Origin of the sequence: Paeniglutamicibacter sp. ZC-3 (genome assembly GCF_025847175.2) — a bacterium.
Lineage (GTDB): Bacteria > Actinomycetota > Actinomycetes > Actinomycetales > Micrococcaceae > Paeniglutamicibacter > Paeniglutamicibacter sulfureus.
On record NZ_JAOYTG010000001.1, the window covers coordinates 430,419 to 452,425 of the forward strand.

Sequence of the window (22,007 nt, forward strand, 5' to 3'; positions counted from 1 at the left end):
ACAAGTTTAGTGGGGCGCCGCCAGTTCCTCTGACAGGTCAAGGGAGCTGGCAATGAGTTGTGCCGTGTAGGGGTGCGCGGGGTTGTTGTAGATCTGCTCGGTGTCCCCTGCTTCGACGATGCGCCCGTCCTTCATCACGATCACCCGCTCGCAGAGGTGGCGCACCACCGAGAGGTCGTGGGAGACCAGCAGCAGCGTCAGCGCGTACTCGTCGACCAGGTCCGCAACCAGGTTCAGCACCTGCGCGCGCACCGAGACATCAAGCGCCGAGACCGGCTCGTCGGCCACCAGGATCCGCGGCCGGTTCACCAGGGCGCGGGCGATGGAAATGCGCTGGCGCTGCCCGCCGGAGAACTGGTGCGGGTAGCGCCCGGCCGATTCGGCTTCCAGGCCCACCAGCCCGAGCATCCGGTGCACCTCGGCCAGCCGGCCGGCCGCGTCCAGTTTCCGCCCCGGCACCAACAGCGGTTCGGCGATGATGTCAGCCACCCGCATCCGCGGGTCCAGCGAGCCCAGCGGATCCTGGAAGACGATCTGCAGCGCACTGCGCAGGGAGGCCAGGTCCGCCTCGCGGGCTCCGGCGACAGGGGTCCCGGCGACGGTGGCCTGGCCGCTGGTGGGTTGGTCAAGCCCCGCAAGAATGCGCAGCAGCGTGGACTTGCCCGAGCCGGACTCCCCCACGATGCCCACCCGTTCCCCGGCCGCCACGGTGAAGCTGACATCGGCCAGGGCATTGACCACGGGGCGCGGGCCGAAGGCCGTGGTGCGGGCACGGTGGTAGGTGCGGCCCAGCCCCGTCGCGGTGATCAGTGCGGGAGCGGCCGTGGGGTCGGCGAGGGCTGGGTGCGGGTCCGGAGCCGACGCCGGCGGTGCCTCGCGCAGCGCCGGCGGCACGTAGCTTGCCGCGGTGTCCACGGTGAACAGGCGTCCGCGCGCATCGGTGGCCGACAGGTCGCTCGCCGCCAACAGTGCGCGGGTGTAGGGATGCTCGGGTGCGGAGAAAATCCGGTCAATCTCCCCGGATTCGACCAGGTGCCCCTTGTTGAGCACCAGCACCCGGGTGCATACGTTCGCCACCACGGCCAGGTCGTGGGTGATGAACAGCAGCCCGGTGCCGCGCTCGCGCACCTGGGCGGAGATGAGCTCGAGCACCTGGGACTGCACCGTGACATCCAACGCCGTGGTCGGCTCGTCGGCCAGCAGCAGCTGCGGGTCGTTGGCCAGGGCCATGGCGACCATGACGCGTTGGCGCTGCCCGCCGGAGAGCTGGTGCGGGTAGGCGCCGGCCGCCTGGGAGGGATCCGGGATCTTCACCGAGGCCAAGAGTTCGACGGCGCGCCGGCGGGCGGCGGCGCGGTTCGGCACCGTGCGGTGCTGGAGCATCACCTCGGCGACCTGGGCGCCGATTTTCATCAGCGGGTTAAGCGCAGAAAGCGGCTCCTGGAAGACCATCGAGATCTCATCCCCGCGCAACCCCTGCATCGATCTGTCGTCCGCGGTGAGCAGGTTGGGTGCGAACCCGTGCAGGTGCGCGGCACCGGAAACGGTGAGCTCCTCCGGCAGCAGGCCCAGCAGCGCCGTGGCGGTCAGCGACTTGCCGGACCCGGACTCGCCGATCAGCCCGATGCGCTCGCCGGCGACCATGGAGAAGGACAGCGAGGAGACCAGTGCCCGGCTGCCGGCGGAAACGGACAGGTCGGTGACCTCCAGCAGGTTCCCGGTTCCCGGTTCGAGGTGCCCGCTCATGCCTTGCCCCGTCCCAGTTTGGGGTCCAGGGCATCGCGCAGCCCGTCCCCGAGCAGGTTGAAGCCCATCACCGCCACCGCAATCGCCGCCCCCGGCCACAGCGCCATCAGCGGGAACGTGCCCCAGTATTGCTGGGACTCCTGCAGCATCCTGCCCCAGGAGGGAACCGGCGGGGGCGTGCCCAGGCCCAGGAAGGACAGCGCGGCCTCCGCCAGCACGGCCAGGGCGAAGGTCACCGAGCACTGGATCAGCAGCATCCCGGTGATGTTGGGCAGCACGTGGCGCCTGGCGATGCGCAGGGGGCGCTGCGCGGCGGCGCGGGCAGCCAGCACGTATTCTGCGTTCATCACCTGCAGCGTCCCGGCCCGGGCCACCCGGGCGAAGCCGGGCACGGAGGCCAGGCCGATCGCCGCCATCGCCGAGACGGTGGAGGCGCCGTAGATCGCGGCGAACATGATGGCCAACAGCAGGGCGGGAAAGGCCAGCAGGATGTCGGAGGCACGCATGGTGATTTCCTCCACGGCCCCGCGTCGCATGCCTGCCCAGATGCCCAGCGGGGTGCCGATGAGCACCGCGATACCCACCGAGACCACTCCGACCAGCAGCGTGATGCGCGCGCCCACCAGGATCCGCGAGAGCAGGTCACGGCCCAGGTTGTCGGTGCCCAGCCAGTGTTCGGCGCTTGGCCCCTGCAGCCGCACCGGCGGGTTGGCCTGCAGCGGGTCAAAGGGAGTGAAAACCAGCGAGAGCAGTGCGGTGGCGGCGATCAGCACCACGATCCCCCCGCCGATGAGCAGCGCGGGGACGGGACGGGGCCGCACGGGTCCCGGCTTCATGGTCTCGGGCGACACGGGTGCTGGCAGCATGGGTTCGGGCTCCGGGGTTCTCATCGGACTGCGGCGCGGATGCGCGGGTCAAGGACGGTGTAGAGCACGTCCACCAGCAGGTTGACGACCAACGTGATGGCCACCAGGACCATCACCACCGACTGGACCGTCAAAAGGTCGCGGTTGCCCACCGCGGAGAGCAGCATCGAGCCCAAGCCCGGGATCACGAAGACCCGTTCGATGACCACCGCCCCGATGATCAGCGCGGAGAACTGGACGCCGGTGACGGTGAGCACCGGGATCGCTGCATTGCGCAGCCCGTGCCGCCCCAGCGCGCGCAGCGGGGACAGGCCCTTGGCCCGCGCGGTGCGCAGGTAGTCCTCGTGCATCACCTCGAGCACCGCGGATCTTACGTAGCGCACCAGGATCGCGGACTGCACCCCGGCCAGCGCCATGACCGGAAGCACCAGCCGGGAGAGGAACCCGGCGAAGTCGGTGCCGGGTGCCACCCACCCGTTGGCGGGAAGCCAGCCCAGGCGCAGTGCGAAGAAGGAGACCAGCACGATGCCCAGCAGGAAGCTGGGGATCGCGATGCCCAGCTGGCTGAGCGCGGAGATCAGCGCGCCGGAAGGCTTCGAATGCCGCACTGCGGCAATGGTGCCGGCGGGGATCGCGATGGCCAGCGCGAGCGCCATGGCAGCGGCGACCAGGATCAGGGAGACCTGCACCTTGTCGGCCACCAGCGGGGAGATGTCGGCCCGGGTCACGTAGGACACCCCGAAGTCCCCGCGCCAGAGCCCGGAGAACCAGTCCCAGTACTGCACGGGCAGCGGCCTGTCGGTCCCGAACTGGCGGGCCAGGGAGGCGACAATTTCCGGGGAGGCGTTTTGTCCGGCGGCGATGACCGCCGGGTCCCCGGGCAGCACGCGCATCAGGGCGAAGACCAGTATCGTGGCGGCCAGCAGCGACAGCAGGAAGCGGGCCAGGTTCCCCGCAATGCGCACCAGCATCCCTCGACCGCCCCCGCCTAGGACCAGGCGATGGTGGAGAGGTTCAGCGCCTCGGTGACCGAGTTGGCGCCCAGGCCGGTGATCCCTGCCTTGGCCACCGACACGTTCGGGAAGATGAACAGCGTGTCCACCGCCGCGTCGTCCACGATGGTGCGCACCACGTTCTTCATGCCCGCCACGTAGTTTGCCTCGTCTGCCGCATCCGCGGCGGCGGCCTCGTCCTTGATCTTCGAGTTGTCATAGCCGATGTAGTAGTCGGGGTTGTTGAACATGGTCAGCACGTCGCGGGCCTCCACGGCCAGCACCACCGACATCTGGTAGTCGTGGCGGTTGAACACCGTATCCAGCCAGACGGCGGGGAATTCGGCGCTGCGGATCCGCGCGTCGATCCCCACGTCGCGCAGCTGGGACTGGACGATTTCCGAGACGGCAGTGGCGTAGGGACGGGTGGGCACCGTGAAATCGATCTTCAGGTTCTCGGCGCCGGCCTCCTTCAGCAGGGCACGGGCCTTGTCCGGGTCGAAGGGATAGCGGTTGTTGAGGTCCTCGTAGTACGGGTCGGTGGGCGGCACCGGCCCGCCGACCAGGGTGCCCAGGCCGTTCCAGGCGGTGTCGCGCACCGACTTGCGGTCGATGGCGTAAAGCACCGCCTGGCGCACCCGCTTGTCGTCAAAGGGCTTGGCCTTGTTGTTCATCGACAGGATGATCTCGCCGTTGGAGGTGCCCTCGATGACCTGATAAGCGGGATTGGCCTGGAAGGAGGACAGCAGCTCGGGGGCCTGCATGTTGTAGATGATATCGACGTCGCCGGAGGACAGCGCGTTGGTGGTGGCAATCGCATCGGCGAAGTAGCGCAAGGTGACATGTCCGATGGCCGGGGCCGGACCCCGGTAATCGGGGCGGGCCGACAGCGTGATCGATTCCCCGCGCGCCCAGGACTCGAGCTGGTACGGGCCGGTGCCCACCGGGGTGTTTGCCAGGTCCTCGACTCCGGAGGGGTCGAACATGGCGCCCACCAGCGTGGTCATCGAATACAGCCAGGCTTGCGAGGGACGGGCAAGGTTCACCGTGACCGAGGTCGGGGAATTGACCACGACTGTGTCCACCACGTCCATCTTGGACTTCAGCCCGTTGAGCCAGGCGTCGGATTTGACGCGCTCGATGGAGAACTTCACGTCGGAGGCGTCGAAGGCGGCGCCATTGGAGAACGTGGCGCCTTCCACCAGGGTGAAGGTGTAGGACTTGTTGTCGGCACTGGTTTCCCAGCCGGTGGCAAGTTGCGGGATGATGGCGCCGGTCTGGTCAACGCCCACCAGCCCCTCGTACACGTTGGACATCATGGCCTGCGGGATCGCGGCCCCGGCGGTGGTGGTGAAGTCCAGGTTCACCGGTTCGCCGGTCAGCGCGACCACCAGCCTGTCTGGATCGGCCGGCGCCCCGCCGGTGGATCCCGCGTTGCAGGCAGAGAGCAGGAGCATCGTGCCAAGCATGGCGGCGAGCATTGCGACGGTCTTTCTGCGTCGGCTCGATTGCGTTGCCTGCATCGTTGAATCAATCCTTCGGTACCTGGGCGTGGGCCTGCCGCGGTGCGGAAAAAGCACCCGTGACTAACCATTATCGTACGCAAGTGCACCAGAGGGCGACCTAATCCATGTAACGAACGCGGCTTCGGGGCTAGTGTGGGTTTCATGGCTGGCAACACCCCACGGGATGCACCGGATGCCGCGCGCCCGCTGCGCGGCTGGGTTGCTGCCACCCTGGTTGCCATGGCGTGCACACTGGCGGGTTGGTACCTGCCGTTGCCGTTCAGGCTCGCGGGCCTGCCGTTCGCCGTGGCCGGATTCGTTTTGGGCCTGGTGACCAGCCTGAAGGCCTTTGGCAATCCCGCGGCGGGCGCGCTCAGGCTGGTGGTGCCGGTGGCGACGGTGGCCTGTGGACTGATTGCCCTGCTGCTGGCCGGGCAACTGGTGTTCCTCGGGCCCTCGTTGCAGTATCAGCAGTGCCGCACCGACGCGCTGACCCTGCGCTCCGAGACCGCCTGCACCCAGGATTTCAGGAACGAGTTGGACCCGGCGAGATGAGGAGTTTCCCCATGGACGAGCAACCCACCCCCGACACCAAGGACTGGACCGTCGTGCTGAGCGAAGTGTGCGACGAATGCGGGATCGATGTGCGGGCACTGCACCCCGGGCAGGTCGCGGCGCTGTTGCGCGACTCCGTCCCGCGTTTCACAGCCGCCCTGGCTGCACCGGATGCGCTGGTGCGCAAGGACCCGGGCGTGTGGAGCACGCACGAGTATTGCGCGCACGTGGGCGAGATGCTCCAGGTGATGAACGGCCGGTTGGCCATGATGCTGGAAACCGACTCCCCGACGTTTCCGGACTGGGACCAGGACGCGGCGGCGGTGCGCGGTGCCTACGCGCAGATCCCATCGGCCGAGGTGGCCCGGGGATTGGAGGAGGCCGCGTCCCTCTTTGCCGCCGCGCTGGATTCGCTGTCCGACGCGCAGCTGACGCGAATGGGGACCCGGTCCAATGGGGCGGTGTTCACCACTGGCACGTTGGCCCAATATGCCTGGCACGACACGGCCCACCACCTGCACCACGACCTGGGCGTCGCGCGTCCGCTCTAGCCGTCGAGCACCGGATCGTGCTCGAGCAGCGGGGACACCAGGTACCCGATCGCGGTGCCCAGGGCCACCTGGGCGGCCAGCAGCACGGCCGTGAGCAGGATGTCCGGCCCCACCTCGGTGAAGCGCCCGATGCCCAGCGACCCGCCGGCCAGCCACGAGCCGACCAGGGACAGGGCGCCGGCAAAGCTGCCGACGAACAGGCCCAGGGCCACGGTGGACAGGCCCAGGGATAACCAGCGGGAACGGATCCGCAGCGACACCCAGTCGTCCAGGTGGTTCTCGCCCACGCGCAGGAAATACCAGCCCGCCATGAACCCGGCGAACACCGGAAGCGCCATGAACGCCCAGGCGTAGTCAAGGTCCCCGGAGGGAAGTGCGGCCAGAACCGGCACCGCGGGCAGCGGACCCACGGTGGTTTCCAGGGTGGACAGCGTGCTGCCCACGCCCAGGGTGATCCCGCCGCCGGTGATCCACGCCAGGGTCCACAGCGCCAGGTTGGGCATGATCCCCAGCTGGCCCAGCGTCAGCACGGCCGATCCAATGGGACCGGGCCGCAACTGTTGGTAGACGTTCGAGACATCCACCCAGTGCACCGCCAGGTTGACGGCCAGCAGCAGGGAGGCCAGGGCAAAGGCGAGCAGGTAGGCCAGGGTTCCGCCGCAGAGCACCGCCCACACGTAGGATCCCGCCCAGCGCGAATGCTGGGATGCCTTGGAGATCCAGGCCGCGGCGTCGAAGCCGATCAACCGGCCCCAGGAACCTGCCTCGCGGCGGGCGCCGATGATGACCCCGGCCCCGGCAGGGACCAGCGGAATGAGCGTGGCCGCCAGGAGCGAGACGGTGGCCTCTTCGTTGTTGACCAGGAAACCGGTGAACAGGCCGCAGAGCAGGTAGACGCCCAGCGCCCCGAGGATGCCCTGCCACAACGAGTCGGTGTAGGAAGCCCGGGCAATGCGGCGCCCTGCCCGCCAGCACAGGCCAAACGGGATGAGCGTGAGACCCAGCGGGATGAAGTTCAGCACGCCGGACCCCTGGGTGGGGTCGGCACCGGTGCCCACCTGCAGGAGGTGCAGCGGGACGGCATGGATCAGCAACCAGATTTGTCCGCCCATCTGCAGCACCGACTCGATGTCGCGCTTGGCAAAACCGCCGCTGAACCACACGGCGAACCACGGGATGACCACCAAGAAGGCCGAAAACAGGGCGGCCTGCATGAACTCGAAGGCTCCCTGCAGGAATAGCGGCATGGGCCAGCCGGTGCTCAGCCGCTGGCGCGCCGCGTTCAATGCCGCCGCGGCGTGCGGTTGCTTTTTCTTCTCACTCATCGCTTCCAATCGTGCCACCGATGTGCCGCCGCTGCCCTGATTGACGCGATTGGGCGGCCTTGGGCTACAGGGCGCGCAGACCGCTGACCAAAGCGGTGATGGCTCCAAAGAAGGCGAAACACAACACGAAGAAACGCGCATGCCTGTCCGAGACCACGCGCTGGACCTGCTCGCCGATGAGCACGCCCGCCCAGATGAACACGGCGACCCCGATCCAGGCCCACAGCGGCAGCGGGGGAAGTTGGTCGGGCGTGGTGATGAACTTCATGCCGATGGTGACCAGCCCTGTCACCACGAAGAAGGGCTGGAGGGTGGCGGCGAAGGGACGTTGCGGCCAGCGGGCCAGCACCGCGTAGGCACTCACCGCAGGTCCCCCGACCCCTGCCAGCGAGTTGGTGAGTCCGGAGAGGAACCCGGCGCTGCCCTTGGGGACCTGGCCGGAAACCGTGACATTGGCTCGCACCAGGATCAGGGAGAGCAACAGTGCCGCCAACACCACGGCACCGACCACGATCGACAGCGGGGCCGCCGGCAGCCCTCCGGCGAGCAAGGCGCCGGCCACCGAGCCGAAGACGCTGAAGGAGCACAGCCAGCGGAACATCGACCAGTCGATGTCCTTCCATACCCGCGGCATGATGAGCGCCGAGGAGAGCACCCCGCAGATGTTCACCAGGAACACCCCCTGGTGTGCGCCCAGGGCAATGACCAGGAACGGGGAAACAAGCATCGCGAAACCGAGCCCCGCCACGCGCTGCGCGATGGCACCGACGACAACCATGCCAAGCACCAGAAAAATAAGGGAAAGGTCCATTCAAGCGAGCCTATCGCCTATTCGGCATAGGTCATTCCGAGGTCGACAGGCGGCGGTGTGCCGGGCGATCCCGCGCAGGCACCGCCGACTGCCGCCGGCAGCGCGGCGGAGACACAAAAGCGCGGCTTCCGAAAGGAAGGAAGGAATCCTCCGGAAGCCGCGTGCTGCCCGTGGGCTCGGAACTCAGTAGCTGGCGGGAGCCCCGGCCTGGCGTTCGGCGCCGGAGACGAACTTGGCTGCCAGTGCCTCGCTGCCGCGGGCCAACAGTGCCACGTCGGCACCGACACCCACGTAGTGCGCGCCGAGCTCGATGTAGCGCTTGGCGGGCGCTTCGGCGAAAGCGTTGACGCCGACGTACTTGCCTGCCGCCTTGCCCGCGGCGATGGCCGTCTCCACGGCGGCGACGACGTCAGGGTGGTCCTGCTGCCCGATCACGCCCATCGAGGCGGCCAGGTCGGAGGGGCCGATGAAGATGCCGTCGACGCCCTCGGTGGCCACGATCTCCTCGACGTTGGCCACCGCCTCGGCCGATTCGATCTGCACCATCAGCGTCAGGGACTCGCTCGCGCGCGTCAGGTAGTCGGGGATGCGGTTCCAGCGGGCCGAACGCGCCAGCGCCGAACCTACCCCGCGCACGCCCATGGGCGGGTAGTGGCAGGCGGCCACTGCGGCACGGGCGTCGTCGGCATTGTTGACCATGGGGATGATCAGCGACTGCACGCCCAGGTCCAGGTACTGCTTGATGAGAACGGTGTCGTTGACCGGCGGGCGGACCACCGGCACGACGGGGTATCCGCGCACGGCCTGCAGCTGTCCCAAGATGGACTCAAGACCGTTGGGCGAGTGCTCGGCGTCGATGAAGATCCAGTCGAAGCCGGCACCGGCGCAGATCTCCGCGACCAGCGGGGAGCCGGAGCACACCCAAATGCCTGCCAGCGCGTGGTCGGCCTGGCGCAGTGCGTCCTTGAGGGACGGGTCGGGTTCTACGAGAAATGGCATGTCACGGTTCCCATTCGTCCGTAGTCGGCAAAGACGGTGTCGCCCTTGTCCACCCACATGGGGCGGGTGAAGGAACCGGCCAGGATGATCTCCCCCGCGTTGAGCTTGTCGCCGTGGGCGGCGATCTTGTTCGCCAGCCAATAGACGCCGGCGGCCGGATGGTTCAACACGCCGGCGGCGACGCCGGTCTCCTCGACGACCTGGTTCTTGAACAGGATGCCCGAGACCCAGCGCAGGTCGATGTCCGAGGGCTTCATCGGGTTCCCGCCGATGACCATGGCGCCCATGGCCGCGTTGTCGGAGATGGTGTCGACAATGGTGCGGCCCTCCATCTCAATGCGCGAATCCAGGATTTCCAGCGCGGGAATGACGTATTCGGTCGCGTTGAGCACATCGAAGATGTTGGCGTTGGGTCCCTCGACGTCCTTGTTGAGCTTGAAGGCCAGTTCCATTTCGACGCGCGGGTGGGTGTACTTGTCCCACTCGATGGTGCAGCCCGAGTCCAGCACCATGTCATCGAAGATGATGCCGTAGTCCGGCTCGGTGATGCCCGTGGCCATTTGCATGGCGCGGGAGGTCAGTCCGATCTTGCGGCCCGCAAGGATGCGGCCGTTGGCCTCGGAGCGCTGGCGCCAGAGGTTCTGGACCCGGTAGGAGTCCTCCACCGTCATTTCGGGGAAGCGGGCGGTCAGGCGCTTGACCGGCACGCGGTCGTGGCCCGCCTGCACGAGTTCATCGGCTATCCGGGTGATGGTCTCATCGTTGAGCATGCTGGCCTGGGCCCCTTCTGAAGTTCTGGATGCACGTCCCGTGGTCACCCGACCACATCTTGTGGTCACAGGCTCACACCTTGAACATGGTAGCCAATACGTCACCGGGGTCACATTCAGGCGTCCTTTGTGTCCGTGCCGCCCTGAAGTGCCCAAGGCATTCCTGCGGCTGGCGGGCCGCGGCCGAACCGCCCATGCCGTGCGCTACTCGATGCCGGGGGCCGGCGGGAGCGGGATCGACGACGTTGGCTTAATGATCCGTGGCAGGACCACCAACAGGAAAACCACCGCAAGCATGACGAGTCCGCCAATGAGGGCACCCAATGCCCAGCCATACAGGACCTGGACCACGAACCACACGCACCCGGCCACCAGGACCCCCACGCCGATGACCACCAACTTCGAAATGACGTGGCCCATGTGCACGGTGGTGATCTTGACGCGTTGGCCAAAGAGGTGCCGGTGCACGGCAACCGGCGTAACCAGCAGGACGATCAGCAGCGCGGAGAACACCAGCAGGACCAAATAGAATCTCCTGTCCGCCTGCTCCAGCGACGTGAACCCCGCTTGGAAGGGCAAGACCACCAGGAATGCGGCAAGGATCTGCGCACCGGTCTGCATGACGCGCAGCTCCTGCATGAGCTCGTTCCAGTTCCGGTCCAGCCGCTCCTCGACACTCTCATTGCGCTCATTGCGCCCGTCCATTGCGCTCCCTTCCGGCAACCACCCACAGACCGAGGCTTGGGGGGAACCCAAGGAATTCGGGTCGGATCCTGCTGACATCCTGCTTCACTAGCCAACCTACCGAAGAACAAGCGACTTGGGCAGAAGAAATAAAAAACGGCAGGGTCTTTCGTTCCCGAAGGAGTCTAAGCTGGCTAAATGAGTGCCCACCCCTTCGACCTTTTGACCGTCGACCAATTGCGTCGGACCGGATCGCTGAAGTGGTCCGAGTACCGCGGATCGCTTGGTGCATGGGTCGCCGAAATGGATTTCGGGACGGCCCCGGGCGTCATCGCGGCGGCACAGGAAACGTTGGTCAACGGCCTGATCGGCTACGCACCGACCCAATTGGTCCACGACATGCAGCAGGCCACGGCCGGATGGCTGGAGAACAGGTTCGAGTGGAAGATCGACCCCGACCAGGTGCGGCCCATGGGCTCCGTGATGACGGCGCTTGACGCCGCCATCATGCATTTTTCCCCGAGGCACCGTCCCGACGCTCCCCTGGTCCTTTTGACCCCCGCGTACATGCCCTTCATCTCCACCGCGGAGCGTTTTGGGCGGGATTCCATCGAAGTGGCCATGGTTCCCACGCAAAGCGGATGGGAGATCGACTGGAACGCCCTGAAGCAGGCATTGGCAGGCGGCGCCCTGCTGGTCCTGGTGAATCCGCACAACCCGATCGGAAAGGTCTATTCGCGCGAGGAGCTGCTCGCGATTTCCGAGCTGGTCGAAACCTCCGGATCGAGGGTCTTCGTGGACGAGGTCCATTCGCCGCTTGTTTTTGACGGCGCGTCCCACGTTCCCTATGCCACCGTTTCGCCCGCGGCCGCGGCGCACTCCGTCACGTCGGTTGCAGCCACGAAGGCCTTCAACCTCCCGGGACTCAAGTGCGCCCAGCTGGTCCTGACCAACGACGCCGACCGAATCGCCTGGGAGCGGGTGGGCGGGGTAGCCGAACACGGCGCAGCCAATGTGGGGCTGGCGGCGACAACGGCTGCCTACCGCACCGGCACGGGCTGGCTCGACGGGGTCATCGGCTACCTTGACGAGTCGCGAATGCTGCTCTTGGACATCATCCAGGAACACCTGCCCCAGGTCCGCTACCTTCCCCCGCAGGGGACCTACCTCGCGTGGCTGGATGTTTCCCGGCTCGCCCTGGACCCGGGGCCCGCCCAGTTCTTCCTCAAGGAAGCCCAGGTCGCTTTGATCAACGGCACTGCCTGCGGCAGCGGCGGCAAGGGCTTCGTACGGCTGAACTTTGCCACCCCGCGGCCGGTGCTGGGCGGAATGATCCACCGCATGGGGGCCGCGGTCGACGGTTGCGACAACAAGGACGTCACCGACCCGGAGTTTGCTCAGTAACCTTGGGCGGCTCCAACTAGCCCTTCTGGATGTTGGCCAGCAGCTGCTCGAACGGCAGCGAGGTCATGTTGTCCCGCGGATTTGCGGTTTCGCTCACGCGTGGTGCGATGGAACGGGTGTCGCCCAGGTCCTGGGTCCGTGCTGCGGTCCCGTTGGGTCCGGCAATGGCTTGGGCCAGCTCGGTCCCGGCGCGGCGCTCGCGTTCGGCCAGCGCACCGTGGCCCTGGTCCGCTCCCCAGTCCTCGGGTGAGGCAAAGATGGCCGTGGGCATGATCCGCGCCCGCAGGTAGGCGAAGATCGGACGCATTGCGTAGTCGACCACCAAGTTGTGCCGTGCACTTCCACCCGTGGCGGCCAGGATCATGGGCTTGTCATCAAGCGAGGTGGGATCCAGTACATCGATGAACGACTTGAAGAGCCCGGAGACCGAGGCGGTGAAGACCGGAGAGACAGCGATCAGTCCGGCGGCGTTGCGTACCGCTTCGATGGCCTCGGCCAGGCGCGGCGGTGCGTAGCCGGTGAGCAGGTTGTTGGTGATGTCAGCGGCGTAGTCGCGCAGCTCAAGCACCGTCAGGTCGGCCTGGATGCCCATCGCCGCAAGTTCCTTGACGGCGGATTCGCCGAGCTGGCGTCCCAGCAGGCCGGAGGTTGACGGTGTGCCCAGTCCGCCGGAGATGACTACGATGTTTTGGCTCATGATGTGTGTGGCTCCCTCTCGTGAAATACATGTCTTTGCATGTAAAACCACGAGGGTCGTGAATTCATTCCCGGCCGGCCTCTTCTTTTTTGGGAACGTTTTCGTCGGTCGCCGCCGTCGGCATGCAGATACCGCCAAGGCAACGTCCGCGGATGGCCCCAACCAGGCAGTAGGCGGCAATTGCGCCTGCGCCGAATGCAGCGATCGGTGCGTCGGACCGGAGCGAAATACCCATGACTGCAAGCACCACGGCGACGGTCATCCAGATCACGCGATACAGCATGAAGCCTCCCTGGTTCATCTCGGTGGCAACGGCCAAAATGCCGGGTTCACCATGACTTCAACGGTACCGCGGGAATAGGCGCCATGCAGAAGACGAAGGAAACACCTTTGGCCGGAACGCACTGCCGAACCAACGAATATCGCCTTGCCGGCCGGACACACGAAGGCCACCGTCTGCCCTGGGGGCGGCGAGACGATGGCCCTCGTGATTTCACCCGTTTTGCGTTAGGCAGCCGGGTGTTTGTGCTCGGTATCGCCTAGTCCGAAGGCTTCGGGGCCGCGAACCATGCGGAAGGCTCCAAGAAGCGCGACCAAGACACCGATGATGAAACCAATCCACAGCGGACTGATCACGGTACCCAGCGTGATGCCGCCGGCGACGATGAATACCAAGAAGAGCAGGGCCGCGAGTCCGCCGCCGATCAACAATCCGTTGGCGTGGTGCGTCCCGGGAACCCTCAGCCTTGACTGGGGTTCCTCGCGTGGTGCCGGAATGTGTGCATCCTGTGTCATGACATTTCACTCCTGTCATCTTCTCTGGAACAGGCCTCCATGTTGTTGTGAAGTGTGCACCGTCCAAGCCGTTTGCCGGCTTGTCGAGGCACATGTTCTTGGCTTGGTCGCCTGTGGCTAGCCTGCGTCGTAGCGTTCCCTGTCCTCTGGCGACATCGGCCTCTGCGCGTCGTTGCCCGAGCCATCGGGCAGTTCGTCCGCGGATCGTTTCGCGGCGCCCTTGGTCGTGGATGATCCGGTGACTTTTCCGTCGGATTCTTGCGCCGGCGTGGCGTTGGTTTCCTCGTTCATCGTGTGCTCCTCAGTCCTCGAAACTGGAACATGGATGGTTCTCTTGGAGTATGCGGTAGCCGAGCGGACCACCGGTCAATGTCGGCACGATACCCCCAACGGAAGTTTGGGGTTCATCGACAACGTCGTGCACGTCGGCTGTTTCCGCTGATCGCGATGCGAAGGCGAAGGCGAAGGCGACGGTGTCATGCACCGTGAACAGAGCCGTCTGGCCTATGCCAGATATCACCTACGGCGTTTCCGCCGCCGGCACCGATTCCTTGCCGTATCCATGCGTTCACCCGCATCCCATTGCCCATCGGTTCGGCTGGTTCCAGCAAACCGACTTACTTCGAGAATACGCCGGGTATCTATGGATTTCCAGCCTTTCAAGTGGTATCGGGAGCCGACCCGAACCGGCCAAGGTTTGGACGGCTCCGTGCACACCAGACCAGGCGACCGCGGGGCTATTCAACCGAGAACTGGACCCGCTGCCAGCCACTGGCGCCGTCAGGGACCGGGTCGGCCTTTTCGCTGGTTTGCATTTCCCCTTGCCCGTCGAAGGCCCTAACGCTGACCGTGTGGTTTCCCGATGAACCCCCGTCCCATTCGTAGCGCCATTGCCGCCAGGTGTCCACGGAAGCCTCGGCGCCCAATTCCGTGTCCATCCAGTCGCCATCATCGATCTGCACTTGTACCTTCGAGATTCCCTTGGTCTGCGCCCAGGCGGTTCCTCCCATGACAACCGTTCCCGCCGGAACGCTTGCGAAGGACCTCGGCACATCCACCCGGGAGGAAAGCTTGATGGGACCGTGATCCGACCAGCCTCGCGTGGTCCAGTATGCGACCTTGTCTTCGAAGCGAGTGACTTCCAGGTCGACAATCCATTTCGTGGCGGAGACGTAGCCGTAGAGACCGGGCACCACCATGCGGACCGGGAATCCGTGCTCCAGCGGCAAGGGCTCGCCGTTCATGCCGATGGCCAGCAGGGCCATGCGGTCGTCGGTGAGAACCTCGAGCGGCGTGGAGGCACTGAACCCGTCGATCGATGTCGAGAGGACCATGTCCGCGCCGTCCTTGGGCACCGCACGCTCCAGGAGCCGGCGCAACGGATACCCCAGCCACTTGGCGTTGCCCACCAGCTGGCCGCCGACCGGGTTCGATACGCAGGTCAGCGTCAGATAGCTTTCCACGAGGTCCTCGGCCAGAAGCTCCTCGAAGCTCATGGTGAATTCCTTTTCCACCATGCCGTGGACCCGCAGCGACCATTCAGTCGGGTTGATGCGCGGCACGGTAAGAGCGGTGTCGATCCGATAGAAGTCCTTGTTCGGCGTGATGAACTTCGGCATGCCTGACAATTCGACCTGCGCGTTGGCCGGTGGCGCCTGTGCCAGCACCTTGGCCGCGGGTAGCCCGAGGGCCGAACGGGCGGAATCGGCTACGTTGCGTGCGGTGGCCAGGGATTTTCCGACGCCCGTGGCGATTGCCGCGCCAACCAGGGAAAGTGCAGTGCCCAGCAGGAAGTTCCTGCGCGAGGCCCCGGGTGCCGGCACCTCTTCGGGTGTCGAAGGCCGGGCCTTCCCGGCGAGCGCCGAGAGCCACCGCAGGGTGGCCAGGCCCGCGACCGCACCCAAGATGATGGGAGTCAGGTCCACGAGTCCGGTGGCCGGCCTTGAAAGCACGGCTCCGCCGATTGCCACGGCGAGGACCACGATGCAACCGGCCGCCAGGGCAAAGCTGCGCCTGGCGATCATTCCGACCAATACCGCGGCGATGGCGGCAATCACCCCCATGGAGATGAAAAGTGCCAGTTTGTCATTGGTGCCGAACGTGGCAATGGCAAAATCCTTGAGCCATGGCGGTGTCAGGTCGATGAACACCGATCCCATCGCCACCAGGGGTGCCGATGATGTGGCGAAGAAGGCCGACACAAATTGAGCCACGGAAAAAAGCACGGCAGCCGACGCGAAGCCCGCGAGCCCGAAGGCGCCCAGGTCCCGCAGCCTCGTTGCTGTTAACTTGTTCATGAGTTCACCCACCCGTACGTTGTGATGCTTCCTCCCCGCGACTGCGGGGAACAACTAACCACTACGTATTCGGAACGGTACCACCGGCGGATTGGAAGGCGGCCGCGTAATCTTTCAGGCGCCTAGAGTTCCTGGACGAGGATCGGTTCGGTCGTTGGCGCCGGGGAGCCGGAAGCCGGTTCCACGGTGATGCCGAAGTGTGTCACGCCCTCCATCGCCCCGGAAACCATGACCATGCCATCGGCCTTGGTACCGTCGACCATTCCGGCAGGTACCGCACCGGTGCCGGAGATGAGCCACAGTTCGTACCCCTTGTCGCTGGGCAGGGCGGGCAATCCGGCGGTGGTCACCGCCATCTTGCCCTCGGAGGCCGAGTAGGCCAAGGTAACCGTGGCACCGTCGTCCAGTTGCTGGCTCTTGGACTGGACATCGGCGGCGGTCAGGATGCGGGTCAGTTCGTTTTGCTGCGTGCTGAGAGCAGCCAGCTGTTCCTCCAGCTTTTGCTGCTCCGCATTTTGGTTGACCACCACGCCGCTGAGCACGCCGGATGCCACCAGCAGCACTCCGGCCGCCAAGGCGAACATCCGTTGGTTGCTCTTGGCAGCTGCGGGCGTGCGCTGCGGGGCCGGCTCCGGCGACCGCTCCGATGCGCGGTCCTTCCCTGCTGCCTCTGCGGCGGGACCCGAAGCTTCCGGGGCTCCGTGGCCAGGAATTTCTCGCTCGGCGTCGACCGGCGGCAATTGCGGGGTGTTCCGGATGGCGGACATGACATTGGCCTTGAGCCTGGCCGGGGGCGCGACGGGTTCGGCCAACTGGCCAAGAAGTGCCGCCGTTTCCTGCAGTGCATCCAATTCGTCACGGACCTCCGGGGAGGATTCTGCATGACGGATCAGCTCGTCGCGTTCATCGTCGCCCAATGCGTTCAGGGCGAAGCTGCCGGTCAGCTCGTTCTTGTGCTTGTCCATTACGCCACTCCCATCAGGTCTCGAAGTTTGTTCATTCCGTCGCGTATTCGTGTTTTCGCGGTTCCCACCGGGATCTTGAGCAATTCGGCCACCTCGATGTGCGTGTAGCCCCCAAAATAGGCCAGTTGAATGGCATCGCGCTGCGTCTCGCTGAGCCGTTCCAGGGCCTGGATGACTCGTCGGCTTTCATCGTGCTGGATGGCCGTTTCTTCAACGTCATCGTAGCTCGCCTGGAATTCCTTGATGCCTTGGCGCAGGTCGCGGTCCTTGCTCGCTTGGCTGGCCCGGACCCGGTCGACGGCCCGGCGGTGCGCCAGGGTCAGCAGCCAGGTGATCGCCTTTCCACGGGCCGAGTCGTAGCGTGAGGCCTGCTGCCAGGCTTCGACAAATACCTCTTGCGTGACTTCCTCGCTTTGAGCCTGGTCCTTCAGGATGCGTCGGACCAGACCGAAGACCTGGGGCGAGAGACGGTCATAGAGTTCTTCAAAAGCGCTCTCATTGCCTGCCGCAATCCGGAGCATCAGTTCTTCGGTGGTTGGGGCCCAAGTCTGTTCCGTGCCACCTGGTAGATGTGAACTCATGCGATAAAGCGTCTCATGCATTCCAAACCCGTCCTTCATCCTTTCTGGTGCGGCGGCCGAAAAATATTTTTTCGGCCTGCCGGAACCACCGGTCGACGCCTATCGACCGCAGGGGGCCGGTGAGTGATGGAAGGGACCATCAGACACCAACCCCCTGGTGGGTTGCCCTGCCGTGCCTCGGCTACTTCTTGGCCGGGGGCATCAGCACGGTGTCGACGAGATAGACGGTTGCGTTGGCGGTCTGGACGCCGCCGCAAACCACCGCGGCGCCGTTGACCATGAGCTCGTCACCGCTGCCGGTGACCTCCAGGTCCCCGCCCTGGACAGTCGTGTGGCTGCCGGGGATGTCGCTCGGTGCGATCTGGCCGGGGATCACGTGGTAGGTCAGGATGCTGCTCAGGGTGTCTGCGTCCGCGACGGCTGCGTTGAGGTCCTTTTCCGGGATGGCTGCGAAGGCCTCGTCTACCGGGGCGAAGACAGTGAACTCGGCACCGTTGAGGGTGTCAACCAAATCGACCTTGGGGTTGAGCTTGCCTGACACCGCTGCGGTAAGGGTCTTGAGCAGCGGGTTGTTGGAGGCGGCCACTGCGACCGGGTCCTTGGCCATGCCGGCAACCGAGCCTTCTCCGCTGGGCACTGCCTCGGCATATGCCGCGCAACCCGAGCCCACGAGGTTTGCTGCCGGGTCCATCGCCGCTTCGCTGGCCATTGCCGAGCTGCTCGGTGCCGCCGACGAACTGGACGGGGCGGCCGAAGAGGCAGGTGCAGCGGTTTCGCCGCCGGTGCCCGCCGAGCAAGCGGTCAGGCCAACGGTGGCAACTGCAATCAGTCCGAGTGCTGAGGCAAACTTGCTGTTCATGCGCTTCATGTCATGCTCCTTGCTTGGCGTCGACCCTTGGTCTCCGCGCCTTCCCGACCACTGTTGGTTCGGGCTGTCATGGAGCATTCGGTGCCGTACGGCAAACGGATTGGAATCATGTCAAAAAAGTTTTTTCCCCCCGCGCCACTACCCGCAGCGGGCTCCCATCTACAGGTGGACATGGAAGAAGCGGAGAAGATGTCTGTTCTTCTCCGCTTCCGGTAAAACTATCTCCAATCATCAAGTTGCTCAGTGTTTCTTGATGTGGGTGACCTGCTCGGTCTCTGTCGCAGGTGCGTTCTTCGAGCGCTTCTCCGCGCGTCGCGCCTTGATCGACTTGCCGGCAGGCTTCTTGTGTTCATGTCTATGTGGTGATTTGTCTGGCATCAATTACCTCTCACCCTGGGGCGGGATCACTTACGACCGCGACTGGTCTCCCCACACACAGACGATACTCCTGAGCGCGCAAGGATGCCAGCACTTTTTGGGGGTCCCGTTTTCCCTGGCCTTCCCCGGGCGACACCTCTGCCGCGACGTGCCCCTTTACCCCAACGGCATCGGGCCATAGGCTCGGTTTCATGCCGGTGATGATGAGAACCATCCAAACAGCAGTTCCGCCAACCATCCTGTACCAGGACAAGGTACGGGACGTTTTTGCCGCCCAACCCGGCCTGACCCGATTGGGCCAGCGCCTGATCAATACGTCCTTTGACTCCGCCCAGATTTCGACCCGCCATACTGCGGTCACCGAATTCACCACCGAGACGGTGGCCGAGAACCCCCTCTTCTTCGACGCGGAGTCGGGGCTGCTGCTGCGACCCAGCACCAAGGAACGCAACGAGGTCTTTGCCGCCACGGCGCCCGGACTCTACATCGAATCTGCACAAAAGGCCCTGGATGCCTGCCCCGATCTTGCACCCGGCGACATCACCCACGTCATCACGGTCTCCTGCACCGGCTTCTACAACCCCGGGCCCGACTACCAATTGGTCAGGGCACTGGGCCTGAGCCCGGCAACCCAGCGATACCACCTGGGATTCATGGGATGCTACGCCGCCTTCCCGGCCCTGCGCGCCGCCAAGAGCTTTTGCGAGGCCGACCCCAACGCCGTGGTCCTGGTGGTCTGCGCAGAGCTGTGTTCCATCCACGTGCGCAGCTCGAACGACCCCGACACCATCATGGGCTCCGCGCTCTTTGCCGACGGGGCCGCCGCCGCCATCGTCACCGCCCGCCAGCACTCCGGGTCCGGCCTGCGGTTGGACCACTTCGAGACGGTGCTGACCCCGGTAGGCGAGGAGGCCATGGCCTGGAACATCGGGGACGAGGGCTTTGAAATGGTCTTGGGAACCTACGTCCCGCACATCATCGACGACCACATCGTTGGCGCCTTGGAACCGCTGCTGGCCCGGGACCCGACGCTGGGCGATGCCTATGCCGACATCCCGCACTGGGGCATCCACCCCGGTGGACGCGCCATCCTTGACCGCGTGCAGAAGCGCCTGCAGTTGGGCGACGACCAATTGGTGCCGGCGCGGCGGATCCTCAACGACTACGGGAACATGTCCAGTTCCACGGTGCTGTTCGTGCTCAAGGACATCATGGACGAGAACATTTCCCGGGCATCGTCATCCGGCGAGCGCGTGTGCTCCATGGCCTTTGGCCCCGGTCTCACCGTCGAGACGTCCCTGATGACCCTGGTTTCGGGGAGGCAGGGCTAGGCGCCCCGGACATGCAACGGGACATTGCCGCATTCGAGGAAATGGACAGCCCTGATGCCGATCCGCTGATGCTGGAGCGGACCTACGCGCAGTTCCCGCTGGTGAACCGATGCGTCTCAGGGTGGCGGAGCGTGTACCTGGGGCTCGTTCGACCGGCGCTTCCGCGCAACCGCACCGCCACCATCCTGGACATCGGCTGCGGCGGCGGCGACATTGCACTGGCGCTCCTGCGCTGGGCACGGGCCGACGGGCTGAGCCTCAAGGTGACGGGCATCGACCCGGACCCGCGCGCCCACGATTTTGCCTCCCGGGCGGCTGCCGCTGCCGGCTTCGGCCCCGAGGAGCTCGAATTCCGGCGGGCGGCCAGCGCGGAACTGGTGGCTGAGGGACTGGTGTTCGACGTGGTCATCTCCAACCACGTCCTGCACCACCTGGATCCGCCGGCGCTGTCAGGCGTCCTTGCCGACAGCCAGGTGCTTGCCCGCTCGCTGGCGATCCACAGCGACATCCGGCGCCGGCGCAGCGCCCTGCTGCTTTTCGGGCTGGCCACCCTGCCCCTGGCCGGCACCTCGTTCATTCGGCGCGACGGCCTCACCTCCATCCGGCGCAGTTTCACCCGCGACGAACTCGCCCGGGTGCTGCCGCGCGGATGGCACGCGCACGCCGCCGGGATGTACCGGAACCTGGCCATCTGGCACGGGGAACCACCGGCCGGCCGATGATCGACGTCCTGATAGTCGGGGCCGGCCCCAGCGGGATGGCGCTGGCGATCCTGCTGCGCCAGGGCGGACACAGCGTGCGCGTGCTCGAGTCCCGGACCGGGGTCGGGGAACACTCGCGGGCCATCGGGATCCATCCGCCGGGACTCGCGGTCCTGGATGGGCTCGGGGTGGGACCGGCTGCCGTGGAGGCCGGGGTGCGGATCACCCGCGGGGTCGGCATCTCCCGCGGACGGGTCGTGGCGGAACTGGGGTTCGGCTCCATCCCGGCCGGTCACCGGTTCGTGTTGTCGTTGCCGCAAAACCGGACGGTCGGGCTGTTGCGCGACCGTCTGCGGGAGCTGGATCCCTCGGCGCTGCTGGCCGGGCACGAATTCACCTCGTACACCGCGCACCCGGGGTTCCACGTTGTTGAGGCCGCGGCCGCCGGCGGACCCACCCGATTCGAATGCCGCTTCCTCATCGGCGCCGACGGCACGCGGTCGGCCGTGCGGCGGGCGGCGCTGGTCCCGTTCCGCGGCAGGGACCTGCCCGATCGCTACCTCATGGGCGACTACCCGGACGGCACCGACTTCGGCCCGGTGGCGGCCCTGTTCCTGCACGAGCACGGGATCACCGAGTCGTTCCCCCTCCCGGGGAACCGGAGGCGCTGGGTTTCCCGGCTCCGGGATGAGCGATCGCCCTCGCTGCCCGAACTCATTGCGCGGCGGACCGGGCACCGGGTGGAGGCCGGCGAAAACTCCATGCTCAGCGAATTCGGGACCGCGAATTTCGCGGTGGGATCCATGAACCACGGGGACCTGGTCCTGATCGGGGATGCTGCCCACGAAGTCAGCCCCATCGGGGGCCAGGGCATGACGCTGGGCCTGCTCGATGCCGCAACACTGGCCCCCATCCTGGGGGCGGCGCTGGGCGGGGAGCAGCCCCGGGACCGGCTCGAGGAGCAACTCGCGGGCTTTTCCCGCCGGCGTCTGGCCGCTGCCCGGGGGGCCGGGCGGCAGGCGCACGTGAACATGGCGCTGGGGCGCCCGCTGTGGGGCCCCGCCGTGGGGTCGCGCGATGCGCTGGCCCATGTGCTCTTCGAGTCGGAGCGGTTTTCGGCCGCCGTTGCCGCCACGTTCACCATGACCGGCAAGGGCTGCTGAAAACGCGCGGGGCGTGGGGGGAA

General features: G+C 66.0%; 24 protein-coding genes. 6 read left to right on the forward strand and 18 right to left on the reverse strand.

Annotated elements, in window-relative coordinates; translation table 11 throughout:
* Positions 1 to 6: 6 nt before the first annotated feature.
* From OIU93_RS01885 to OIU93_RS01900, 4 genes are read right to left on the reverse strand one after another with little or no spacing between them, the layout of a single operon-like run.
* Complete coding sequence (locus OIU93_RS01885) at positions 7 to 1,746, reverse strand: ABC transporter ATP-binding protein (RefSeq protein WP_264268351.1); 1,740 nt, start codon at positions 1,744 to 1,746, stop codon at positions 7 to 9.
* Complete coding sequence (locus tag OIU93_RS01890; protein ID WP_372342849.1) at positions 1,743 to 2,612, reverse strand: ABC transporter permease; 870 nt, start codon at positions 2,610 to 2,612, stop codon at positions 1,743 to 1,745. The genes OIU93_RS01885 and OIU93_RS01890 overlap by 4 nt, the downstream gene beginning before the upstream one ends.
* 20 nt (positions 2,613 to 2,632) lie before the next feature.
* On the reverse strand, positions 2,633 to 3,583 hold the full coding sequence (locus OIU93_RS01895) for an ABC transporter permease (RefSeq protein WP_264268352.1): 951 nt from the start codon (positions 3,581 to 3,583) through the stop codon (positions 2,633 to 2,635).
* A 17-nt stretch (positions 3,584 to 3,600) separates the two neighbouring features.
* Positions 3,601 to 5,127 carry an ABC transporter substrate-binding protein gene (locus tag OIU93_RS01900; protein WP_264268353.1) on the reverse strand — a complete coding sequence of 509 codons (1,527 nt, stop codon included), beginning with the start codon at positions 5,125 to 5,127 and terminating at the stop codon, positions 3,601 to 3,603.
* A 144-nt stretch (positions 5,128 to 5,271) separates the two neighbouring features.
* On the opposite strand from OIU93_RS01900, the gene OIU93_RS01905 reads away from it, so the two are divergent.
* On the forward strand, positions 5,272 to 5,664 hold the full coding sequence (locus tag OIU93_RS01905; RefSeq protein ID WP_264268354.1) for a hypothetical protein: 393 nt from the start codon (positions 5,272 to 5,274) through the stop codon (positions 5,662 to 5,664).
* Positions 5,665 to 5,675: 11 nt separating this feature from the next.
* On the forward strand, positions 5,676 to 6,215 hold the full coding sequence (locus OIU93_RS01910; protein WP_264268355.1) for a DinB family protein: 540 nt from the start codon (positions 5,676 to 5,678) through the stop codon (positions 6,213 to 6,215).
* Here OIU93_RS01910 and OIU93_RS01915 read toward each other — a convergent pair.
* The 5 genes from OIU93_RS01915 to OIU93_RS01935 form a co-directional block, all read right to left on the reverse strand.
* Positions 6,212 to 7,540 carry a DUF6350 family protein gene (locus tag OIU93_RS01915; RefSeq protein WP_264268356.1) on the reverse strand — a complete coding sequence of 443 codons (1,329 nt, stop codon included), beginning with the start codon at positions 7,538 to 7,540 and terminating at the stop codon, positions 6,212 to 6,214. The two genes, OIU93_RS01910 and OIU93_RS01915, sit on opposite strands and share 4 nt — an antisense overlap.
* A gap of 64 nt (positions 7,541 to 7,604) precedes the next feature.
* Positions 7,605 to 8,351 (reverse strand): sulfite exporter TauE/SafE family protein, encoded by a 747-nt coding sequence (locus OIU93_RS01920; RefSeq protein ID WP_264268357.1) that lies wholly within the window; start codon positions 8,349 to 8,351, stop codon positions 7,605 to 7,607.
* Positions 8,352 to 8,534: 183 nt separating this feature from the next.
* On the reverse strand, positions 8,535 to 9,350 hold the full coding sequence (locus tag OIU93_RS01925; RefSeq protein ID WP_264268358.1) for an aldolase/citrate lyase family protein: 816 nt from the start codon (positions 9,348 to 9,350) through the stop codon (positions 8,535 to 8,537).
* A complete protein-coding gene (gene hpaH / locus OIU93_RS01930; RefSeq protein ID WP_264268359.1) occupies positions 9,335 to 10,120 on the reverse strand; it encodes a 2-oxo-hept-4-ene-1,7-dioate hydratase in 786 nt (261 codons plus the stop codon). The genes OIU93_RS01925 and hpaH overlap by 16 nt, the downstream gene beginning before the upstream one ends.
* Positions 10,121 to 10,324: 204 nt before the next feature.
* Positions 10,325 to 10,825: a DUF6328 family protein gene (locus OIU93_RS01935; RefSeq protein ID WP_264268360.1), complete on the reverse strand. Its 501-nt coding sequence runs from the start codon at positions 10,823 to 10,825 to the stop codon at positions 10,325 to 10,327.
* A 177-nt stretch (positions 10,826 to 11,002) separates the two neighbouring features.
* On the opposite strand from OIU93_RS01935, the gene OIU93_RS01940 reads away from it, so the two are divergent.
* Positions 11,003 to 12,208 (forward strand): MalY/PatB family protein, encoded by a 1,206-nt coding sequence (locus OIU93_RS01940; protein WP_264268361.1) that lies wholly within the window; start codon positions 11,003 to 11,005, stop codon positions 12,206 to 12,208.
* A gap of 16 nt (positions 12,209 to 12,224) precedes the next feature.
* Here the strand turns inward: OIU93_RS01940 and OIU93_RS01945 are convergent, their stop codons facing one another.
* From OIU93_RS01945 to OIU93_RS01985, 9 genes are all read right to left on the reverse strand, one after another.
* The gene (locus tag OIU93_RS01945) at positions 12,225 to 12,905 is read right to left on the reverse strand and encodes a CE1759 family FMN reductase (RefSeq protein WP_264268362.1); all 681 of its coding nucleotides are present in this window, start codon (positions 12,903 to 12,905) and stop codon (positions 12,225 to 12,227) included.
* 64 nt (positions 12,906 to 12,969) lie between these two features.
* Positions 12,970 to 13,224 (reverse strand): hypothetical protein, encoded by a 255-nt coding sequence (locus OIU93_RS01950; RefSeq protein WP_264268363.1) that lies wholly within the window; start codon positions 13,222 to 13,224, stop codon positions 12,970 to 12,972.
* A 188-nt stretch (positions 13,225 to 13,412) separates the two neighbouring features.
* Entirely contained in the window at positions 13,413 to 13,700 is a 288-nt protein-coding gene (locus OIU93_RS01955; protein ID WP_264268364.1) for a hypothetical protein, read from the reverse strand.
* A gap of 117 nt (positions 13,701 to 13,817) precedes the next feature.
* Positions 13,818 to 13,991 (reverse strand): hypothetical protein, encoded by a 174-nt coding sequence (locus tag OIU93_RS01960; RefSeq protein ID WP_264268365.1) that lies wholly within the window; start codon positions 13,989 to 13,991, stop codon positions 13,818 to 13,820.
* A gap of 446 nt (positions 13,992 to 14,437) precedes the next feature.
* Entirely contained in the window at positions 14,438 to 15,997 is a 1,560-nt protein-coding gene (locus OIU93_RS01965; protein WP_264268366.1) for a molybdopterin-dependent oxidoreductase, read from the reverse strand.
* Between the two features lie 122 nt (positions 15,998 to 16,119).
* Positions 16,120 to 16,962, reverse strand: coding sequence for an anti-sigma factor (locus OIU93_RS01970; RefSeq protein WP_264268367.1), 843 nt, complete (start codon positions 16,960 to 16,962; stop codon positions 16,120 to 16,122).
* Entirely contained in the window at positions 16,962 to 17,543 is a 582-nt protein-coding gene (sigK, locus tag OIU93_RS01975; protein ID WP_264268368.1) for an ECF RNA polymerase sigma factor SigK, read from the reverse strand. Before sigK ends, OIU93_RS01970 begins: the two co-directional genes overlap by 1 nt.
* Positions 17,544 to 17,724: 181 nt before the next feature.
* Entirely contained in the window at positions 17,725 to 18,411 is a 687-nt protein-coding gene (locus tag OIU93_RS01980) for a fasciclin domain-containing protein (protein WP_264268369.1), read from the reverse strand.
* Between the two features lie 240 nt (positions 18,412 to 18,651).
* Entirely contained in the window at positions 18,652 to 18,789 is a 138-nt protein-coding gene (locus OIU93_RS01985) for a hypothetical protein (protein ID WP_264268370.1), read from the reverse strand.
* A gap of 191 nt (positions 18,790 to 18,980) precedes the next feature.
* Between OIU93_RS01985 and OIU93_RS01990 the strand changes: the two genes are divergently transcribed.
* From OIU93_RS01990 to OIU93_RS02000, 3 genes are read left to right on the forward strand one after another with little or no spacing between them, the layout of a single operon-like run.
* Positions 18,981 to 20,120, forward strand: a complete 1,140-nt coding sequence (locus OIU93_RS01990; protein ID WP_264268371.1) for a type III polyketide synthase — start codon at positions 18,981 to 18,983, stop codon at positions 20,118 to 20,120.
* An 11-nt stretch (positions 20,121 to 20,131) separates the two neighbouring features.
* On the forward strand, positions 20,132 to 20,842 hold the full coding sequence (locus OIU93_RS01995; protein WP_264268372.1) for a methyltransferase domain-containing protein: 711 nt from the start codon (positions 20,132 to 20,134) through the stop codon (positions 20,840 to 20,842).
* The gene (locus OIU93_RS02000; protein WP_264268373.1) at positions 20,839 to 21,984 is read left to right on the forward strand and encodes an NAD(P)/FAD-dependent oxidoreductase; all 1,146 of its coding nucleotides are present in this window, start codon (positions 20,839 to 20,841) and stop codon (positions 21,982 to 21,984) included. The genes OIU93_RS01995 and OIU93_RS02000 overlap by 4 nt, the downstream gene beginning before the upstream one ends.
* The last annotated feature ends 23 nt before the right edge of the window (positions 21,985 to 22,007 follow it).

What these genes read in the sequence shown, in the direction of transcription:
- OIU93_RS01940 (WP_264268361.1), top strand. Translation starts at nt 11,003, where the DNA reads ATGAGTGCCCACCCCTTCGACCTTTTGACCGTCGACCAATTGCGTCGG.
- OIU93_RS01910 (WP_264268355.1), top strand. Translation starts at nt 5,676, where the DNA reads ATGGACGAGCAACCCACCCCCGACACCAAGGACTGGACCGTCGTGCTG.
- OIU93_RS01900 (WP_264268353.1), bottom strand. Translation starts at nt 5,127, where the DNA reads ATGCAGGCAACGCAATCGAGCCGACGCAGAAAGACCGTCGCAATGCTC.
- OIU93_RS01955 (WP_264268364.1), bottom strand. Translation starts at nt 13,700, where the DNA reads ATGACACAGGATGCACACATTCCGGCACCACGCGAGGAACCCCAGTCA.
- OIU93_RS01915 (WP_264268356.1), bottom strand. Translation starts at nt 7,540, where the DNA reads ATGAGTGAGAAGAAAAAGCAACCGCACGCCGCGGCGGCATTGAACGCG.
- OIU93_RS02000 (WP_264268373.1), top strand. Translation starts at nt 20,839, where the DNA reads ATGATCGACGTCCTGATAGTCGGGGCCGGCCCCAGCGGGATGGCGCTG.
- OIU93_RS01890 (WP_372342849.1), bottom strand. Translation starts at nt 2,612, where the DNA reads ATGCTGCCAGCACCCGTGTCGCCCGAGACCATGAAGCCGGGACCCGTG.
- OIU93_RS01885 (WP_264268351.1), bottom strand. Translation starts at nt 1,746, where the DNA reads ATGAGCGGGCACCTCGAACCGGGAACCGGGAACCTGCTGGAGGTCACC.
- OIU93_RS01980 (WP_264268369.1), bottom strand. Translation starts at nt 18,411, where the DNA reads ATGAAGCGCATGAACAGCAAGTTTGCCTCAGCACTCGGACTGATTGCA.
- hpaH (WP_264268359.1), bottom strand. Translation starts at nt 10,120, where the DNA reads ATGCTCAACGATGAGACCATCACCCGGATAGCCGATGAACTCGTGCAG.
- OIU93_RS01970 (WP_264268367.1), bottom strand. Translation starts at nt 16,962, where the DNA reads ATGGACAAGCACAAGAACGAGCTGACCGGCAGCTTCGCCCTGAACGCA.
- OIU93_RS01920 (WP_264268357.1), bottom strand. Translation starts at nt 8,351, where the DNA reads ATGGACCTTTCCCTTATTTTTCTGGTGCTTGGCATGGTTGTCGTCGGT.
- OIU93_RS01965 (WP_264268366.1), bottom strand. Translation starts at nt 15,997, where the DNA reads ATGAACAAGTTAACAGCAACGAGGCTGCGGGACCTGGGCGCCTTCGGG.
- OIU93_RS01905 (WP_264268354.1), top strand. Translation starts at nt 5,272, where the DNA reads ATGGCTGGCAACACCCCACGGGATGCACCGGATGCCGCGCGCCCGCTG.
- OIU93_RS01945 (WP_264268362.1), bottom strand. Translation starts at nt 12,905, where the DNA reads ATGAGCCAAAACATCGTAGTCATCTCCGGCGGACTGGGCACACCGTCA.
- OIU93_RS01895 (WP_264268352.1), bottom strand. Translation starts at nt 3,583, where the DNA reads ATGCTGGTGCGCATTGCGGGGAACCTGGCCCGCTTCCTGCTGTCGCTG.
- OIU93_RS01990 (WP_264268371.1), top strand. Translation starts at nt 18,981, where the DNA reads ATGCCGGTGATGATGAGAACCATCCAAACAGCAGTTCCGCCAACCATC.
- OIU93_RS01925 (WP_264268358.1), bottom strand. Translation starts at nt 9,350, where the DNA reads ATGCCATTTCTCGTAGAACCCGACCCGTCCCTCAAGGACGCACTGCGC.
- OIU93_RS01935 (WP_264268360.1), bottom strand. Translation starts at nt 10,825, where the DNA reads ATGGACGGGCGCAATGAGCGCAATGAGAGTGTCGAGGAGCGGCTGGAC.
- OIU93_RS01985 (WP_264268370.1), bottom strand. Translation starts at nt 18,789, where the DNA reads ATGCCAGACAAATCACCACATAGACATGAACACAAGAAGCCTGCCGGC.
- OIU93_RS01995 (WP_264268372.1), top strand. Translation starts at nt 20,132, where the DNA reads ATGCAACGGGACATTGCCGCATTCGAGGAAATGGACAGCCCTGATGCC.
- OIU93_RS01960 (WP_264268365.1), bottom strand. Translation starts at nt 13,991, where the DNA reads ATGAACGAGGAAACCAACGCCACGCCGGCGCAAGAATCCGACGGAAAA.
- sigK (WP_264268368.1), bottom strand. Translation starts at nt 17,543, where the DNA reads ATGAGTTCACATCTACCAGGTGGCACGGAACAGACTTGGGCCCCAACC.